The sequence below is a fragment of the Anabaena sp. TISTR 8404 genome, assembly GCF_056847745.1.
This window is the reverse complement of record NZ_CP180578.1, coordinates 2,094,743-2,111,593: the sequence shown is the minus strand read 5'-3', so window position 1 is coordinate 2,111,593 and position 16,851 is coordinate 2,094,743. Positions and strand designations below refer to the sequence as shown.

Genomic DNA, 16,851 nt, shown 5'->3' with positions numbered 1-16,851 from the left:
GTCTGAACTCCTGTTTGGGTAACGATATCACAAAGTATTGGCTTGATATAACACTTGATGATATTTCTACATTTTTTGCCAGTCTTCTCGACTCAGACCGTAGACTAACACTTCAGTTTTAAAGATTTCTGTTGTCCCTTGGAGTTTTTCGCCTAACTTTTGAGCAACACGCACAGAAGCAGTATTTAGGGGATGAATCAAACTAATAATATGCGATTGCTGTAATTGGGTAAAAGCATAGTTCATGGCTACTGTTGCGGCTTCTGTAGCAAAACCACGTCCCCAATAAGCCCGACGCAACGACCAGCCAATCTCAAAGCCAGGCCAGCCTTCTGGTTGCCAACAGCCAATTCGACCAATCATTTCACCAGTTTGGCTTTCTTCAACAGCCCACATCCCATAGCCTCGCAGTTGCCAATGACCAACTATCATTGCCATATTCCGCCAAGACTCCTCACGAGATAAAGGTTGACCAGCACCGATATAGCGCATCACCTCTGGATGGGCGCACATATCAGCGTAAGTATCCAAGTCTGCTTCACAAAACCCTCGCAGGATGAGGTGTTGAGTTTTCAGTTGAGGAATCATATAAGACTAGTATTTGATTTATTCTAACTTCTGAATTCTGACTTCTGAATTCTTCAAAATTATGTGTTTTTTGGCATCAAAAGTAATTAAACCTTGTTGTTGTAATTTGCCTAACAATCGTGTAACTGTGACTCTGGTAGTACCGCAGGCACTAGCTATATCTTCATGAGTAAAGCGCACACTTAAGCGAATCCCACTTTCTATAAGTTCACCAACTTCCTGTTTCAAAAGTTCTAATAAATGATATAAACGGTCTTCTACTAATTGCTTTTTAGATATAACTAAAAATGATTCTGTTTGTTGTAACCTCTGATTGATTTTGGGTAATAAAGTATGAATCAATGTTGAGGTGACTTCTATTTCTGATGTATAAATCGGTACTAATTCGACATCTGATAAAGCTGTGGCTTGGTAAACAGATAGAGAAGTCATGCTAGAACCAAATACCATTTGTGTTTTTGCCAAACCTAGTAAGACTTCTTCGCCAGTTTCACTAAAAGTGCTGAGTTTGACCAGACCTCGACAAATATACCAAATAACTGAGTTATTCAGAGGAATAGTTTCGCCTTTAGTATGTTTGTATTTAGGGCGATTCTGTATTAAATCACTGTCATTTTTGGCTAATTGCAATTCTGTTTGCTGGCGATCGCAAATATTCCGCAGTAGCCAGAGTAAATGTATCGCGTTACCTTCTTGATCGCGCATTACTGTGACTGTTAAAGCTGCATCAAAGTATTCGCCATGACGTTGTTGCAAGCGTATGACTAGCTCTTTGCCTCTATCTGCATGATATAGCTGATTGAGTGCGCAGCGAAAGTGCTGCCGTTCTTCTAAACAGACAAAGTTAACTATTGCTTTGCCTATCAAAAACTGTTGAGAAATATTCAATAATTTAGCAGCGGTTAAGTTAGCATTTTGAATGATCCCTTCTGGGTTGGTAACTAAATAGCCGTCTGGTGCAAACTCAAATAAATCTTGGTAATGTTGGCGTTCGGTTGCTAGTAAATTTTGTGTTTCTTTGAGTACTTCGTTTTGCTGATAAAGTTCCTCTGCTGCTAACTGTACCATCTTGGAAGTGCTGTAAAGTTCGTGATAAGCTTGTGGTAGCATATCGGGAGGAATCCAAGGCAAAATACTAGCAGTTTGGTACAAATCTGCTAGAGGTTTGTGCAAGGCTTCTAAACGTTGGATAAATATTTGTATATTCATCTTTAATTCCCGATATATACTTGCAGAGATTAATCAACAACACAACATTTTTACAATTTTAAAAAACATGATAGTGTAGTAGTATAAAATAACTTATTATGAGTTATTCTAGTAATTATTGCTAATATATAAATTTTCAATATTTTCATTAATTTTATTTTGGATAAGTTTTGCTAATAAACACAAAATTAGGTAGCTTATCAATGTTGAGACTACAATTTTATTGTGTTATGTAGACAATCAAATCATAGATGTCATTTTGAGGAATATTTAGGATTGAGAATAATTAATTAACACAGTTTCAGCCCATGATTATCTTACAGCTTACTGGTAGATATTGGTGGCAATTTTGTGACAAAAATTTAGCATTAAGCTAAAAATCCTGAATTATCAGACTGAACAAAGGTGGCGATGCGATCGCACGGCATTATTCAAAAGTATTTGGTCAATATGCTTGTCTTAACATAATTTATCTTTTACTAAATCAGACTCTGCATAAATTTCTGTCTATAGCAATCTTAAATGAGTTCCAAACAAATCTGTTCCCTGTTCCCCGCCTCCACGAGTAGTTTGTAAATCAAATAGAATTGCTATATCTTATAAATTTGTTAGTGCATAAGGATAATTTTTAGCATGAGCGGTAAGTCGGAATCCTCACTTTCTTGTTATGGTTCCTGAATTCTTCTTCTTAACAATAGGTGTTACTTTTTTCTCAAACGTCTATCAAAAGAATAAAGCCACTACTACCGCAGGTATAGCCTTCTCTAGAATCATACCGTTTTGCTAAAAATTACTGTAAGTTAACGTAAACCTTCATGATCAATAGCACTGTAACCGTCACTGGGTAAAAGTCCTAGCCAAGGGTCAGAACTAGGAGTTAAAAAAAGTTGAGCGTAAACTTTATCATTCAACTTGACTAAGTTATTAGTTTCAGCATCCTGCATAAACCATTGATGAATTTGGCTGTGCAGCATATATTCATTTCTGACTGTATCTAAAGCCATCAATGTTTCAAATTTATTTACTATTTTCAATAAATTTTCGGGTTCAGTTTTGGCAGAAGAAAATCTTTTAGCACCGATCAAAGAGATGCTATTTTGATCTAGTTTGGCATCACTTGCATAAAGTTGAGCAATTTTGTTCCAAGCTGCTTGGTCGGTAATTTCTGCTAAGGTATTGCGATTTTCTCCTACATCAGAACGCAGAACATTCAGCATCGGATTTTCTATTGCCATTTTAGTTACTGCTAGAGAACCTGCAACTTCTGCTGTCGGTGCTTGGTTAGTAGTTGGTAATTCTACTAGTTTTGGGGGAGATTGAATACCTAAGCGAGATAAATCAGCTGTCCATTGCGTTTGGATTGCATTTAGGCGATCGCTATGGTATTTCTTTAAAAAAGCCTGACGTTTTGCGCTAGGAAGTTTGCTGTATTCTTTCGCTGCAACTTCCGCTTGTTGTAACTGGCGTAAAAAAGCTTTGGGGCCGTATAGTCCAGGAATTGCATCAATGGGACGACCTGATGAGTCTAATATATAGTGAATGCTATTGCCTGTAATTGTTCGCTCTAGTTTGCGACCATCACCAAAATCAATTGTAACTTTCGGTACAGGGCGCACTGATTGCCAATGTAAAATAAAGCGGTTTTGTAAAACTTGCGAAATAGCAGCATTTGGATACAGCGCCACCCGAAAAAACCGACTATTAGCACAGCTTAAATCCTGATCTAACCTGCCTAGCAAACGCAGAGATAAAATTGGTTTACCACTCGCTTTGGCAGCTGCTTTTGCTGCTTCTAAGTCAGTGTACCAGTATAGACGAGAGGCGTAGCAGTCTCGCTGTTGGCAGAGTTCGTCTAAAGCTGCACGAATTTTGGCATCTGGAAGAACTGCACCCAAACGAGGACTGAGTTCATTTCTGTGAAATTCAAGAAATTTTTGCAATCCCTTAGTTCCCTGTTTGCGCAACACAGTAACTTCTTGAGATGGCAAAGAAGTTTCATTTACAGGCGTTTGCGCTTTAGCTGTTGGTACAAAATTTAAAATAACCAACATTAAAACAAAGGCATTGGTGAAGTTTGTCAATTTCATATATTTTCGGATTAATAGAAATTGTTGGTAATTGAAGTCTTCTATTTTTTTGAGTCTACTTTAGTAGATTTTATGTTTATAGCTCAATTAGAGGTGCGATCGCCCAAGAAGTATTTTCCTGAGTCAAGCTGGAATATAAAGACTTGAAATGTGCGTTTAAAGTTTCTGCTTACAACCAACATTTATCTAGCTAATATACATCTACTTGTTTACATTTAGTCAAAATCTCAAATATCAAATCAATTATGATTGTTGGTTAATTAAAAATTCATATATATCCTGAAATATGCGAATAAATGGCATTTTTATAAAGATTAGCTATTGCAAAAAATCAGTAATTTTTCTCTTTAGTTATCTACCAGTATTCTTTTATATTGCTGATAGTTGCGTTATGCTACTTCGTGAATCAATCCCACATTTAATATATCAGTGTGTATCTCGCATCTAAAGTTTAGTTGCGTTTTGGATGATTTTATTCCAAGCAATTGATTTTAAAACAGCAACATAACTATGTATTTATCATGAAGATAAAAATCAGAATTTTAGGCTCATAGCATAACGCAACTTTTGCCAGCCTTAGTTCAAAAATTATATCTTTACAATGAAACAATACAGTTGTCCTCTACTAGCACTGCTGTTCAGTGCAGTATCTAGTGTTATTTGCATTCCTTGTCACGCTCAAGTTATCAAAGAAGCCAATACAGAATTAAATAACGATATTTCATCGGAAAAAACATCATTTAATCAAAATGAGCGATCGCAAGTGAATAATACAGATGATTCTGCAAATACTAAATCAAATGTGATCTCGGAAAACTCTGGGAATACAGCTGCTTTAAGTGATAACCAAACTAAGACTCAACCTACATTTCGCATCCCTATTAGCAGTAGAATTTTTGCTGCACCTTCAATGCGACAGTAGAGTCAAACTTTAATTTGATTAACTCAGATCCCCAACTTCGTTGAAAAGTTGGGGATTTATTTGTTCAATAATGATTTAACCTGAATTCGATGAACCTCTCCCCAAAGAGTCTCTGACGCAGAGAGGGGCTTTAATATCTTGGTTTAGGAACGCAAAATTAAGCTTTCTAAGCCTCTCCCCGCTTCGGGGAGAGGTTTGGAGAGGGGTTCTTGATCATTCGTCGAACTCCCCCTGATTTAGGAGTGCTGTAGCAGAACTTGCTCATAAAGTTTTCCGGCGATCTCCCATATGAATTGTGTTTCTACTAATTCTCTACCGTGATGAGACAATTCTGAACGCAACTGTGGATTGTCGAATAGTTTGCTAATAGCTGTGACATACTCTACTGGCGTATTTGCTCTCAAAGCGCGTAATGGTTGATCAGCAATATCTACAGCTAATCCTTCCAAACCGCGATCGCTGGCTACAACTGGTACACCAGCAGCCATTGCTTCCAAAGTTTTATTTTTAATGCCAAAGCCAGTTCTGAGTGGTACTACGCAAATTGTAGACTGATGTAAGTATTCTGCCATTGAAGCCACACGACCAGTCACAACCACTCCAGGAAGATTTTTCAACTCTAAAACTTCTGGTGTGGGTCTAGCACCGACAATACTAAATGTGGTGTCTGGATAATGTTGTTGTAATTTAGGTAAAACTTCGACAGCAAAAAAACGTGCTGCATCAATATTATGAGATGCATCCATCGCTCCCACAAAGATTAACTTATGTCCGCCTGGATCTTGGGAACGATAGGGAAACAGTTCTAAATCTACACCGTTGGGAATAACTTTGATTTCCAGATCAGGACGAAGTTTGAGAAATTCTTGGCGATCATCTTCTGTAGTTACCACAATGTTAGAAAATTTATTGCAGTAACGTTGTTCGTAACGCTTGAGAACAAGAGATAAGTATAGGCGATCGCGCAGTGCATTTTGCGCCGCACCCATTTCTAAATGATCGCGAATCCAGCCGTATACTGAACTGTGGACATCAACCACCGTATTTATTCTGTTACGGTATTCTGGTCGAATATAAATTTCATTTACACTATGTTCACAAGTAATTACGTCAAACTTACTTGTACGGACATAATTATCAACACAAGCTTGTATTTCTGGAGAGTAACGATGGAGGACATTTGGCGGTGTAGCTTTTAACACTGATTCTAGAAAACGCGCTGACTTACCGAATAAACGAGCGATCGCATTTTTTTCTTGAGGTTGTGGCGGTAAAGGAAAAACAATCAATTCACTTACATATTTCCGTAATTCCTCTATCTCGGCTAATGTTGTTTCCTTGTTATTCTGTGTAATCAACGTTACGTCATGATTATATTGGAGATATCTCAGTAAATTAAAAGTTCTAATTTCTGTTCCTCCACGACTAGGCGGATATGGAAATGTGGACGATAGCATTAATATCTGCATATAATTTCTCTGCTCCTTTTTTTAGTAAATATTTTTATGCAATCATGCTGTTATTCGATAATACTTTAACTTTTATTTTGCCAAATGTAAGCTGATTATATTCAAGTAATTATTTGAATTTTATTCAGCAAATCTACGGTAAATTTATCAAGAAAAAATATGAATAATAAACCACTTCTGTCTATTATTACTCCTACGTTAGGCAAATTTTCTAATTACTGGCTAGAAAATCTTTTAAAAGTAGAAGGTTCTGTACAATTTATTTTAGTTTATCCACCCAAAGCCAAACCTAAAAAAATTGATGATCCCAGAGTGACAGAAATTATTAGTCCTTATAAAGGCGAAATGCCACAAAGGTTTGTAGGTTTACTCAATGCTCAAGGAGACTATATTTTAGCCTTGGATGATGATGATTATGTACATCCCCAAGTTTGCGAATTATTAGCTAAATATTTTCAAAGATTTCCTGAAAGTTGGATGCTGCGGTTACAAAAACTGAATATTGATATTAATGATGAAAAACGTATCCAACAACCTTGGGAACCAATTCCTGATGTAGAGCAATTAGAAATATGCAAAAAAACTCCAGAAAATCCTTATCCTTACCAAAAAGGTAACTATAAGGGTTTATTAGAAGTTCCAATTGCTCCTTTAGATAAAAATTTTGATTGGCGTTATCTTTTCTGGCCGTTTTTAACCAGAAAAGACAACGAAGGTTATCATGTGGAAAATTTTAATAACCTTGTTTGGCGCAATGAGCTAATTCAGCAAGCGCTTCCTGAACTTTCACAAGCAACCAAGGTAATGGGTGCAGTAACTTGGATACCCTCAAGTGGGTTTGATAGATTATCTGGTTTATTTGTACAAGCTAACTTTTTTCAGAAAGATGCTATTATCGGTCACTGGATGCCAAAACCAGAACAAATTAGATATATAGATAAAGATCCAGCTTTAAAGCCACCTAGATTTCATGTAATTTCTGATGCTTTGTTAATTAAACACTTTCCCCAATATGGTTATTTGTGGAATCTTGTGTTTAGTAAGTTATATGCTGTTCCTCGAACAGCCGGGAAATTAATCAGGGTGAAGTTAGCTAAAAAGAAACAGAAATAATTTGTAATTACACGGGAACGCCGGAATAGTTGTTCAGTGACAAAATTGTTACCATAATAACCTTGAACTACCTTGAGTCTGACAGTTTCTATCAAAATTTTTCTTAAGCCAGCTCATCAGTGGGGCGAAAAAAGTTAAACTGAAGAGCAAAATTAAGCTTGCTTGAGGACAGTTCAGCAATGCAAGTCACAATTGAACAATTGCAGCGAATTTTACTTCTGTCTGGGCTAAATCTGAATCAGCTTGCCCAGTTGCAAGCTTATGCTGTGGTGAAGCAATATTCACGGGGAGAAATTATTCTGTATGAGGGCGATCCCTTGCCAGCTGATCTGTTTACTGTCCTCAGCGGCAAAATAGAAATCAAAAAAACTGCTTTCACAGGTAAAGCAACGATTGTGCGGACGATACGCGCTGGAGAACTTATTGCTCCGCCTGCACTAATTGGCAATTTCGCTGCATCTGCAAACATCGTAGCTGAACAAGACTGTCAGATTCTCACGATTGAGCGCACTGCCTTACTAAAAATGATTCAGGACACTCCAGAATTTGCCTTGCAGATTATTGCCGTACTCACCCAGACACAACTAAACTTCTTTCCAGTTAGCTTTGCTACGCCACTAGTCTTACCGATTGCAACTGTTTGATCACCAGCTTGAATATAGTGAGATATTTCGACTGAAGAATCAATCAGCGGAAAAATCTTTGAGAAAAAAACGTTGATCTCATCAAAGCCACGATACTGACCACCCCAAGGAAGTTCTTCAGTTTGATAAAACTCGATATTAGGAGACATCAGAGAAAAATAATGAAGAATATCTTTTTTATTTAGGTAAACGTAAGCTTTCTGGATAATTTCTAGAGAGTTCATTTGCCTCTTTTTTGAGTGAAAAAACTGGTTAAAATTGAAATAAATTCCATCCTTTGCTCAAAATCTTAATTACAAACAGAAGCCTTATCGTTTGCTATTTGGGGTATTTTATTTGTTAATTCACCCAGGTATATGTCATGTTCTCTGTTAATGAATACTTCTGACAATGCCTGATAAGCTTCTGTCCAAGCTAACATCACTTCTTCTGTAGCTACTGGCCCTAATACATCTTTCATCGCTTGCAGTAAACTTTCTCCTACAATAGGATATTGTTCTGGCAGAACATGGGTTTGTACATGGCGTTGGGCAATCTTTTCTATCATTGATGTTAAAGTTGAAAGATTATCAATTTGGCTGGCATAACCATAAACTGCTGTAGCTAATTTTGCAGACTGAGAGCCATTAGCTTGAGCAGACATATCAAATTGTGCTTTGATATCTGGATGATTGTGAAACATAATTTCATACATCCGAGAGGTAATTCGCTGACCGTTCTTTTTTAAGATAGGTACAGTAGACTTAACGATATTGATTGTTTGTTGGTTAATCATACTTTCTTTACCCCTTGAAATTTTCACCAACTTCAATTTAATGGGGATTTTTATTAATTACTATGAGCTATCTCAGAGAATCACTTTCAATCTGTTAAATCGTTTTTAACAGACTCTGGTAAAGGTTATAGACAACAGGACACATGAAATATAGTGAGTCACAATTCTTGCCAATATCTTTTTCTAAAGCTTGCAAAGGTACTCGCAACTCTCATAACTCTTAGATACTAACCTGCTTCTGCTCTTTGCCGTCGATTTCCACAATCGCCAGATCATTTGAAAAACTGGAAAAGTTTTGCCTGTACCCGTCGCTCTCTCTAACAGAATGCGGTTTTCTCATTTAGTGAGCTTCATCTGTCACTATACAGAAGAAGAAAAAAGCCATGTAACTCTGAGTTACACGGCTTTCGGTGTGGTGTGAGGAGCTTAACTACATATCATGATAAGGTAACTGAGTAGTTTGCTACACGCTCGTAACAATTTTGGTAACAGAATTTTTTGGCAAGTACAGACCTAATTCACATCAATACTCTTTTAAGACAAAATAAAAACCGTAGAAAGATATAATTTCTACGGTTTTATAGTGTGGTGTGAGGAGACTTAACTAATCTGATCATATAACCCCTGGAAAGATTATTGACCCACACTTAATAAAAATTGCAGCAAGATTATCGTTTGATGACATAAACCTAAATTCTTATGTTTTTAATTCTTTCTGCACTAAATTTTAAATTAAAGCACCACCACAGCTAGAACCACTTCCAGCCGTACAACCATAGCAATAGGCGGCGGTTTGTACCTCAGGAATTAAGTCTAAATTACTAGCTGCTAATAATTGAGTAACTGTTAAGTTTTTCCCATTGGCATTTTTGGCTGGTAGATTCATCATTTGGTTAAAATCACAATCATAAACATTGCCCAAATAATCAATCGAAAGTTCATTACGACACATTAAATGCTCAATGGTACTGACATTAAAATGAGATTCCAAAAATTGTAGATAGGGAATGTAGAGTTTTTTGCGCTCTAAATACATTTTGGTTCTACCAACTGGTAGATTTGTGATAGTAAATAAATTATTAAATTCAATATTAAAATTATCTTTCAAAAACTTTTTATAATCTCGCTCTAAATTATTTTGGTCAGGAGCTAGAGAAAACTTTTCACTTGTGGGCAACTGGGGATTATACACCAAATCTAAAATCAACTTAGGGTCTTGACCATATCCCACTTGGTTGAGCCACTGTAAAGCTTTGATAGAATTATCAAAAACTCCAGCACCGCGCATTTTATCAACATTATCGGCTAAGTAACAAGGCAGAGAAGCAACTACTCTAACTTGATGTTGAGCAAAATATTCTGGTAAATCACCAAAACCATCTTCAAAATAAATCGTCAAATTAGACCGGACAATTACCTGTTTACCAGTTTTTCTAGCTGCTTCTACTAGCGGTTTAAATCCATAGTTCATTTCTGGTGCGCCACCAGTTAAATCAACAATTTCAACTTCGGGAAATTTATAAATTAATTCAATTAATTGTGTGCAAATTTCTGGAGACAATTCTTCTGTGCGTTTTGGACTAGCTTCAACATGACAATGGGTGCAGGCGAGGTTACAGCGTTTACCTAAGTTAATTTGTAAAACAGTAATTTTCTTTTTGGTTAAAGGAGTATTTAATTTCTGGTTGAAGGCAGTAACTTTTGTAATTGAGGTAGTTTGCATAAGTTGATCATCCTAAACTAGAAATAAATGCAATAAAATTCTAAATATTTAACCTTGCAACAATCTATAGGCTATACCACTAATAATTGCAGCAGTGGGTAAAGTCAAAATCCAAGAAATAATAATTTGTGAAAAAACACGTAAATTCACTTTTTTTTCAGTTAAACCCACACCAACAATGGAACTAACTGCAACATGAGTTGTGGAAATGGGTAAACCTAAATAACTAGCTGCGATCGCTAAAAATCCTGTAACAATATTAGCAGATAAACCTTGAGTAGAATTCATCGAAGTTATTCTTGTACTCATAGTTGCAGCAATTCTTTGGGAATTGAGTAAACCACCCAGTCCCATTGCCATTGCTATGGTTAACATTCCGCCTTGAATCGAAAAATATTCAATAATCAAAATAATCCCAACCAATTTTGGAGTGTGATTCATGCCTCTAGCAAAACTGACAACGCCAGCACTGATAAAATGCAGAGTGTCTAGCATTTTTTGATTGGTTAACAAGTTTAATTGAGTATGGAAATATTCAACTAATTTGTAAATTCCCGCACCTAAAAATATGGCGATTAGGGGACTAAATAATAAAGGTAAAATAAAAGAGTTTACTAATACAGTAAAATTAACTTTAAGACCGATCGCAACTAATCCCGCCCCTAGCAAACTACCTGTTAAACTGTGGGTTGTAGAAATAGGAAATCCTGTCAAAGCAGCCATTAACACTGTAACACCAGATGCGATCGCTACGGCTAAATGAATTTCTGGCACATTAGCAATTTCATCTGGAAAAATGCCTTGTCCAGAAAAGCTTTTGACTAATGCACCAGCCAAAAATATCGAAGTCACTGCACCTGCAAAGGTCGTCATAGTCGCCCATAAAATCGCTGTTTGGTAGCTAGTTGTCCCACTACCAAACAGCGTTGCTACACCTTTAAAGTTGTCATTTGCTCCATTAGAGTAAGCTAAAAATAGCGTAGCCAAAAATAAGCTAATAATTAACATTTTAAAGTTTAAATTTTAACAGCAACCACCACCGTTATAGTGCCAGGTTGAATCAGTTATTATGATTTGTTCTGGCTCTAAATCTGCCAGTTTAGCAGCAGTTTTATCACAAACTGCTGCGGGAATCCCACGCTGAAGCAGATGCCCTGCTCCGTCATCAAACAAAGATTCTGCACCACAGTAAATTGCTGTCTTGCCAGTAAAAATACAAGCGCCATCTTCAGGAATTGCAACTTTGAAAGAAACCGAATCAAGACTTTCTAAAAGTAGGTTTTCTTCTAAGTTGTAAGTTTGAGTATCGAGTAACCGATACGGACGACGGGCGCGAATTTCAATTTGACCAAAGCCAGCATCAATAATGCGTTGGGTATACTCTTGATAGGTAAGAGCGCCTGATAAACACATGGCTCGTAGTCGCTCATCTTGTTGAAGATGTTCAGGAATCGGACCTGTCGCAATGGGATCACTCATCTGCAAGCGTCCGCCTGGTTTCAACACACGATATGCTTCTTTTAAAGCCTTGGTTAAATCTTCTGGTTCAAAAATGTTGAACAGGCAATTCTGCGCAACAATATCTACCGAAGCATCAGCTACAGGCAAATTAAAAGCATCGCCTGCCCGAATTTCGACAAAATTTGGCTTAAACCAAGAATTTTCTGTGGCAGCAATTTCTAGGTTGCGTGTAGCAGCCTCACGCATGGCTGCAACTGGTTCAACAGCAATTACAGCACTAGCACGGCGAGAAAAATAAGCGAATTGCAACGCTTCTAACCCGCCGCCAACGCCAACATACAGCACCGTTGGTTGGTTGATGAGTTCTGTAGGGTGAACCGTTGTACCACAACCATAATTCATTTCTTGCATCGGCAAAGGAATTTTTAAGCCAGGGAATTGCAAGGGTGAACTTTGTACACAACAAAGCCCTACTTGTGGGGTTTCTGCAACTTCGCGGTAAAATTCTGCTGCTGTTTCTAAATAAGTCATTACAGTCTAAATTTTGGGTTTTTTTGTGGATACTCAACTCTGTGCATCCTAATATAACTGACTATTGCGTAAATGAATTTCACTTTAGATAGTTAAGCCAGATAGTTAAGCCGTGTTTTTAAACTCCCCAGAAACAGGGGAGTAGCAAGTTTATAGTACCGTTTTCTTCAATTCTTTGAATAGCAGCCTACAACCGTAAGCGGCAGTTTGGCTAATTACTAAGTTCCCAAAACCTTTCTTAACTTCCTTTTCCTTCATTCCAGGAGCAATATCACCAGCTGCCATATTAGCTGTAAGTGACATTTGTACTGTTTGCATGGTCAAATTTAAAGTAGCTTCCAGTTGTGGTGCTAAGTCTTTGTTGACCATAGGAAGTAAGTTTAACTTCAGCGATCGCTTCAGTTCCCTGAGTGCCTCGGCTTGTAATCTAGCAACGGCTTTCTTTTTCCACAGTTCTGGATTGTCCTGAAATTGGGCTTTGCGCTGATCGTAAAATTCCCCCAGTTTTTGGCCAAACTCATTTTTGGGACGGGCATGGCTGGGAGCTATGATGTCCAAAACCCACAAATACAACTGTGATCTGCACAATTTAGAACCCGCACCAGTGTTCATGGTTTCTTTGTCACCACTGGAGCTTTCATCTTTGGCCATTCCCAGCCGCCGTTTAAATCTGCCAAGAGATTCAAACTTTGTAACTGGGTAAATTTGGCTGAGAAGTAAAGCTTGTGGACGTGAGCCAATACCAAATTTACTCATCACCTGGCAGTAAGGGGTAAATTGTGGCGAGTGCAAGATTTCTAGCATCTCTTGCTCTACCTCAGTTTCCCATTCTTGAAAGTCGCACAGTAAATTAGCAAGCCGTCTGGTAAATGTAGAAATTTCTACACCATACTGTTTAGCAATGGATTTGTTGTAAAGGTTGTCATAGTAAAAGTTTTTTCTTTTTGTATGACGTTCTCGACCTGCAAGCCAAGCCCAAAGCGGTGGCAGTCCATCGGCTTCACTTGGATCACTTTTCATTAGTGCAGCTTCGGGGAATTCCCGCGCTAACTGTTGGCGAATCCGGTTAGCACATGGTGACTTGATTCGATTCAGCGACTGTATTTGGAGCCAGCATTCTCGAATTTTTGCTACTTGACCAGATTCAAACTGTAAGAAAAAATCTTCATCTTCCCAGTGAAGTAATGCGTAGGCTGCAAGTGCAAGTGCGTCGGCTTGGTCATTTTTATCTGGCAGTCGGTTTTGTTTTCTATAATGAACTGCCTCTTGATGTCCAACCCACAACACTTTAATTCCTTCAGCTTTACAAATGTGTGACCAAATCCAACTGTAATGTACTCCAGTGGGTTCTAAAACAATAGCATCGGGCTTTAGTCCTAATAGTTTATTGACCCCATCAGCGTTAGCTTTAAATGTTAAAGGGTCGTTATCTTTCGGGCGTTTATTATCCCTAAAATAGCTTCTAAAGTTCTTAGGAATTGATGTTAATTCCCAAGCGACGACGCTGTTTTTACACACATCCAAGCCTAATATTTTCATTTTTCAAGGTACAGTAATGGGTGTATTTATTTGCAGCAAGAACCGTGCTAAAATAGGTCACGAATCACCCAAATTAACAGTGCAACAATTCACTTTTAAACCCAGCACGGAGGAAATAATTAACAGCAGTGGATTCGTGAAATTCAGAAACCTTTTAGGTCATTTCTCCTGAAAAATCTATACTGCTGTGTTATTTCCCTCTACAAAGTAGAGGCGAGTGAGTTGCGCGACTCAACCCGCGACGCTGGCATAACTGCCAGCGTTTCGGCTACTGAGTCAAGTAGCCATCATCAGGCGGATTAAAACGGGATATCACCCTCTACTTCTATTCCGTGTTTATCAAAAAATTCTTTGATTTTCTCCCATCGGCTTCTAGCATTAGAAACATTAGTTTCTAAAAGTCTAAGGTCACTTTCTAGACTGTGTTTTTTGCTTTCTAAGCTCTGAATTGTTTTTTCTAATTTATCTGCTTTTAGTCCTAGTTCTGAATTTACAAATCCTTGAGCCAGTTGCATTACAGTATGCGGGTCTTCCCCTTCTTCAACTATTAATTCAACCTTTGCTGTTTGGGTATCGTCATATTTTTTAATTGAGCGTTCGTAGACTATAGTTTGATATTTCATGTTTATCCTCGTTTCACATTCCACGTTTTCTTAAAAATCTGTCTAAGTCACCATTGGTTACTTGGTCGATACTGGCTACGATGATTTCTTGTGGCTTAGATACTTGCTGAAGTGATGCTGTAATGCCACGCTCATTTAGTGCTGCTTGAACTTCAGGGGAAGCTAAGGCTATTTCTGCATCTGCATAATCTTGTGCGAGAAATGGAAATATAATTTCTCGCACATCATCACCAGCATTTGTGATGATGCTCAAGATATGATTTTTAGCTTGTTCAACTGGTGACTGTGGAATATAAAATTCAACTGTGACATCTTTTTGTACAAGCATTCGCTGTACATCAAAACTCCTGAGTGCTTGCTCAAATAGAGCTAAATTTGCCTCATCCTCAACGGCGATTCGGATTACTTCACCAATTTGAGCTAATCGAATCTGTTGTTTGATAATTTCTTTACCTCGACTAATCGCGGCTTGGCTCATAATTGCCTCCGATTTTTGATACGGTAATCATTACAAGTGCTTGCTTCTTGCCAAGTGGCCATGATGGCTGTGGCATTTTCACCAAAGAAACTTTGAGTTTCGCCGTTGTGCCAGGTGACAACAGCAACAGGACTGGGTTGTTCTTCAAATTGCAGCTGGCGAATTTGAGCTAAATTCAGCCAGCCGGCTGTGGGTGTTTTGCAAGTGAACACGGTGGGAACTGATATGATTTGCATAATGCTTAAATTCACGTCGCGATGAGTTTAGGAATGCGATCGCAGTAACGTCGCTGTTAGTCGCGATCGCATTAAAATTTCAAAACTGACCTAGTAATGTGATATTTTTTACTGGTCAACGGTTGAAGTAGTGAATTCAGTTTGAAGCGATCGCATATCCTGAGTGCCATCGCTTTCAAGTTATGGTGAAACCTCAACCGGCTTATCAAAAGCCACCACATAATTTCCTGAAGATAGACCGCGCAGAATGCTCATATAAGCATCGGCATCTGAACGTTTACAAAAACGGGCAACGCAGATATTACCAGTTGGTTTGCAGCTAAAAACTGCCCAAGGTCGAATCGCATCTTGGTAACTCATAATAAAAATCCTATTTTTCGGAGAAAAGCCAGCACAAACTGACACAATTGCTTGTGCTGGTATTGGCAATGGGAATTTGTATTCATTTCAGAGGGAATCGGCGGTAGGTGTGACCGCCGAACGATAAAACCCTATAGAAAATTGTTGGTTATTTGTATCTGAATTTTTTCGTCTACTTGTGACCTCCAAAACTAAACAGCATGACTGTATGGGTGCAACTGTGAAGTGTGAAGTATGCACCGGATATAGCGTACAAATACACTAGTCACGGATGACTAATGACTATTGACTATTAACTTTTGACTTTTTAGGGTGTTTCCGCTGCGGTGGCAATTCGCCTAGTGCTGCGGTGGTGGCTCCTGATTTTGCCCTCACGGGGCATTTAGCAATGTGAGGGGGGAGCGAGAAAGTATTTTGCTAATGCAGAATACTTAATGTATATTAAGCATGAGCAGAATCCCTGTCAAGCATTTTGCTCATGCTTAATTATTCTGCTCATGTAAAATGGAGGGGAACGTATGGATGACTTAAATGGCAAGACCGAAAAAATCCGCAGAAGACGTAACAACAGTAGGACTCAAGCTAAGTCAAAGCGCATGGGAGGAGTTGCACAAGAAAGCCAAAGCGATGGGACTCTCCAGGTCAGCGTTAGTGGAGAAGATAGCAATAGGGGAAATCCCGATTGGAAACTCGTCCCAGTCAGAGACACGACTGCTGGGAAAATCTTAGAGCGCCTAGAAGCTTTGGAGAGGAGGCATTTAGAATATGTTCATGCCCACCAGTCCCGGCTAAAGGCGCGGCTGGGAGAAAGTGAAGAAGCCGAAAATGAATTTTTAGAAGAATCCAACCAGATAAAAAGCGATATTTATCATCTGGTAACTCGTGAAAACAGTGGAAAAGTAACAAATTTAGAACATATTTAATAAACCGTCTTTGCCTGTATAGGTAAGGACGGTTTTGTTTTGCGATCGCAATTTTTAACTACACCAAGCATTAACTACACAAGAGCGATCGCTACTCAACAACAAGCGATCGCATATAACCAAAAAACTAAAAGCCGCTCACTTGGGCGGCCGGAATCTATCTGAACGAA

Annotated in this window: 18 protein-coding genes and 1 pseudogene; 5 read left to right on the top strand and 14 right to left on the bottom strand. The window is 38.2% G+C overall.

Going from position 1 to position 16,851, the window contains the following annotated elements; genetic code table 11:
• Positions 1–66 precede the first annotated feature (66 nt).
• The 3 genes from ACMX3D_RS09245 to ACMX3D_RS09235 all read right to left on the bottom strand — a co-directional run bounded on the left by ACMX3D_RS09245 (position 67) and on the right by ACMX3D_RS09235 (position 3,884).
• The gene (locus ACMX3D_RS09245) at positions 67–588 is read right to left on the bottom strand and encodes a GNAT family N-acetyltransferase (RefSeq protein ID WP_482751128.1); all 522 of its coding nucleotides are present in this window, start codon (positions 586–588) and stop codon (positions 67–69) included.
• An 18-nt stretch (positions 589–606) separates the two neighbouring features.
• Entirely contained in the window at positions 607–1,797 is a 1,191-nt protein-coding gene (locus ACMX3D_RS09240; RefSeq protein ID WP_482751127.1) for a helix-turn-helix domain-containing protein, read from the bottom strand.
• Positions 1,798–2,597: 800 nt separating this feature from the next.
• On the bottom strand, positions 2,598–3,884 hold the full coding sequence (locus ACMX3D_RS09235; RefSeq protein ID WP_482751126.1) for a hypothetical protein: 1,287 nt from the start codon (positions 3,882–3,884) through the stop codon (positions 2,598–2,600).
• Positions 3,885–4,485: 601 nt separating this feature from the next.
• Here ACMX3D_RS09235 and ACMX3D_RS09230 point away from each other — a divergent pair.
• Complete coding sequence (locus tag ACMX3D_RS09230) at positions 4,486–4,806, top strand: hypothetical protein (protein ID WP_482751125.1); 321 nt, start codon at positions 4,486–4,488, stop codon at positions 4,804–4,806.
• Between the two features lie 236 nt (positions 4,807–5,042).
• Here the strand turns inward: ACMX3D_RS09230 and ACMX3D_RS09225 are convergent, their stop codons facing one another.
• On the bottom strand, positions 5,043–6,275 hold the full coding sequence (locus tag ACMX3D_RS09225; RefSeq protein ID WP_482751124.1) for a glycosyltransferase family 4 protein: 1,233 nt from the start codon (positions 6,273–6,275) through the stop codon (positions 5,043–5,045).
• 159 nt (positions 6,276–6,434) lie between these two features.
• On the opposite strand from ACMX3D_RS09225, the gene ACMX3D_RS09220 reads away from it, so the two are divergent.
• Both ACMX3D_RS09220 and ACMX3D_RS09215 read left to right on the top strand, forming a co-directional pair.
• Positions 6,435–7,388, top strand: coding sequence for a glycosyltransferase (locus tag ACMX3D_RS09220; protein WP_482751123.1), 954 nt, complete (start codon positions 6,435–6,437; stop codon positions 7,386–7,388).
• 179 nt (positions 7,389–7,567) lie between these two features.
• Positions 7,568–8,032: a Crp/Fnr family transcriptional regulator gene (locus ACMX3D_RS09215; protein ID WP_482751122.1), complete on the top strand. Its 465-nt coding sequence runs from the start codon at positions 7,568–7,570 to the stop codon at positions 8,030–8,032.
• 289 nt (positions 8,033–8,321) lie between these two features.
• Here the strand turns inward: ACMX3D_RS09215 and ACMX3D_RS09210 are convergent, their stop codons facing one another.
• The 10 genes and pseudogenes from ACMX3D_RS09210 to ACMX3D_RS09165 form a co-directional block, all read right to left on the bottom strand.
• Positions 8,322–8,807: a globin domain-containing protein gene (locus ACMX3D_RS09210; RefSeq protein WP_482751121.1), complete on the bottom strand. Its 486-nt coding sequence runs from the start codon at positions 8,805–8,807 to the stop codon at positions 8,322–8,324.
• 237 nt (positions 8,808–9,044) lie between these two features.
• A pseudogene (locus tag ACMX3D_RS09205) lies at positions 9,045–9,143 on the bottom strand (DEAD/DEAH box helicase family protein); the annotation flags it as partial.
• 391 nt (positions 9,144–9,534) lie between these two features.
• Positions 9,535–10,530 (bottom strand): arsenosugar biosynthesis radical SAM (seleno)protein ArsS, encoded by a 996-nt coding sequence (gene arsS / locus ACMX3D_RS09200; RefSeq protein ID WP_482751120.1) that lies wholly within the window; start codon positions 10,528–10,530, stop codon positions 9,535–9,537.
• Positions 10,531–10,578: 48 nt separating this feature from the next.
• Positions 10,579–11,538 carry an inorganic phosphate transporter gene (locus ACMX3D_RS09195; protein ID WP_482751119.1) on the bottom strand — a complete coding sequence of 320 codons (960 nt, stop codon included), beginning with the start codon at positions 11,536–11,538 and terminating at the stop codon, positions 10,579–10,581.
• A gap of 15 nt (positions 11,539–11,553) precedes the next feature.
• Positions 11,554–12,522, bottom strand: a complete 969-nt coding sequence (arsM, locus tag ACMX3D_RS09190) for an arsenosugar biosynthesis arsenite methyltransferase ArsM (protein WP_482751118.1) — start codon at positions 12,520–12,522, stop codon at positions 11,554–11,556.
• A 150-nt stretch (positions 12,523–12,672) separates the two neighbouring features.
• The gene (locus tag ACMX3D_RS09185) at positions 12,673–14,061 is read right to left on the bottom strand and encodes an IS110 family transposase (RefSeq protein ID WP_482751117.1); all 1,389 of its coding nucleotides are present in this window, start codon (positions 14,059–14,061) and stop codon (positions 12,673–12,675) included.
• Between the two features lie 299 nt (positions 14,062–14,360).
• Positions 14,361–14,684 carry a hypothetical protein gene (locus ACMX3D_RS09180; protein WP_482751116.1) on the bottom strand — a complete coding sequence of 108 codons (324 nt, stop codon included), beginning with the start codon at positions 14,682–14,684 and terminating at the stop codon, positions 14,361–14,363.
• A gap of 13 nt (positions 14,685–14,697) precedes the next feature.
• Positions 14,698–15,162: a hypothetical protein gene (locus tag ACMX3D_RS09175; RefSeq protein ID WP_482751115.1), complete on the bottom strand. Its 465-nt coding sequence runs from the start codon at positions 15,160–15,162 to the stop codon at positions 14,698–14,700.
• The gene (locus ACMX3D_RS09170) at positions 15,159–15,398 is read right to left on the bottom strand and encodes a hypothetical protein (protein WP_482751114.1); all 240 of its coding nucleotides are present in this window, start codon (positions 15,396–15,398) and stop codon (positions 15,159–15,161) included. Before ACMX3D_RS09170 ends, ACMX3D_RS09175 begins: the two co-directional genes overlap by 4 nt.
• A 180-nt stretch (positions 15,399–15,578) precedes the next feature.
• The gene (locus ACMX3D_RS09165) at positions 15,579–15,758 is read right to left on the bottom strand and encodes a hypothetical protein (protein WP_482751113.1); all 180 of its coding nucleotides are present in this window, start codon (positions 15,756–15,758) and stop codon (positions 15,579–15,581) included.
• 518 nt (positions 15,759–16,276) lie between these two features.
• Between ACMX3D_RS09165 and ACMX3D_RS09160 the strand changes: the two genes are divergently transcribed.
• A complete protein-coding gene (locus ACMX3D_RS09160) occupies positions 16,277–16,681 on the top strand; it encodes a hypothetical protein (protein WP_482751112.1) in 405 nt (134 codons plus the stop codon).
• 39 nt (positions 16,682–16,720) lie between these two features.
• Positions 16,721–16,846: a hypothetical protein gene (locus tag ACMX3D_RS09155; protein WP_482751111.1), complete on the top strand. Its 126-nt coding sequence runs from the start codon at positions 16,721–16,723 to the stop codon at positions 16,844–16,846.
• Positions 16,847–16,851 lie beyond the last annotated feature (5 nt).

Excerpts from the sequence above, each read along its gene's own strand:
- ACMX3D_RS09170 (WP_482751114.1), bottom strand. The coding sequence starts at position 15,398 with ATGCAAATCATATCAGTTCCCACCGTGTTCACTTGCAAAACACCCACA.
- ACMX3D_RS09165 (WP_482751113.1), bottom strand. The coding sequence starts at position 15,758 with ATGAGTTACCAAGATGCGATTCGACCTTGGGCAGTTTTTAGCTGCAAA.
- arsS (WP_482751120.1), bottom strand. The coding sequence starts at position 10,530 with ATGCAAACTACCTCAATTACAAAAGTTACTGCCTTCAACCAGAAATTA.
- ACMX3D_RS09245 (WP_482751128.1), bottom strand. The coding sequence starts at position 588 with ATGATTCCTCAACTGAAAACTCAACACCTCATCCTGCGAGGGTTTTGT.
- ACMX3D_RS09210 (WP_482751121.1), bottom strand. The coding sequence starts at position 8,807 with ATGATTAACCAACAAACAATCAATATCGTTAAGTCTACTGTACCTATC.
- ACMX3D_RS09225 (WP_482751124.1), bottom strand. The coding sequence starts at position 6,275 with ATGCAGATATTAATGCTATCGTCCACATTTCCATATCCGCCTAGTCGT.
- ACMX3D_RS09175 (WP_482751115.1), bottom strand. The coding sequence starts at position 15,162 with ATGAGCCAAGCCGCGATTAGTCGAGGTAAAGAAATTATCAAACAACAG.
- ACMX3D_RS09180 (WP_482751116.1), bottom strand. The coding sequence starts at position 14,684 with ATGAAATATCAAACTATAGTCTACGAACGCTCAATTAAAAAATATGAC.
- ACMX3D_RS09235 (WP_482751126.1), bottom strand. The coding sequence starts at position 3,884 with ATGAAATTGACAAACTTCACCAATGCCTTTGTTTTAATGTTGGTTATT.
- arsM (WP_482751118.1), bottom strand. The coding sequence starts at position 12,522 with ATGACTTATTTAGAAACAGCAGCAGAATTTTACCGCGAAGTTGCAGAA.
- ACMX3D_RS09230 (WP_482751125.1), top strand. The coding sequence starts at position 4,486 with ATGAAACAATACAGTTGTCCTCTACTAGCACTGCTGTTCAGTGCAGTA.
- ACMX3D_RS09215 (WP_482751122.1), top strand. The coding sequence starts at position 7,568 with ATGCAAGTCACAATTGAACAATTGCAGCGAATTTTACTTCTGTCTGGG.
- ACMX3D_RS09185 (WP_482751117.1), bottom strand. The coding sequence starts at position 14,061 with ATGAAAATATTAGGCTTGGATGTGTGTAAAAACAGCGTCGTCGCTTGG.
- ACMX3D_RS09240 (WP_482751127.1), bottom strand. The coding sequence starts at position 1,797 with ATGAATATACAAATATTTATCCAACGTTTAGAAGCCTTGCACAAACCT.
- ACMX3D_RS09160 (WP_482751112.1), top strand. The coding sequence starts at position 16,277 with ATGGATGACTTAAATGGCAAGACCGAAAAAATCCGCAGAAGACGTAAC.
- ACMX3D_RS09220 (WP_482751123.1), top strand. The coding sequence starts at position 6,435 with ATGAATAATAAACCACTTCTGTCTATTATTACTCCTACGTTAGGCAAA.
- ACMX3D_RS09195 (WP_482751119.1), bottom strand. The coding sequence starts at position 11,538 with ATGTTAATTATTAGCTTATTTTTGGCTACGCTATTTTTAGCTTACTCT.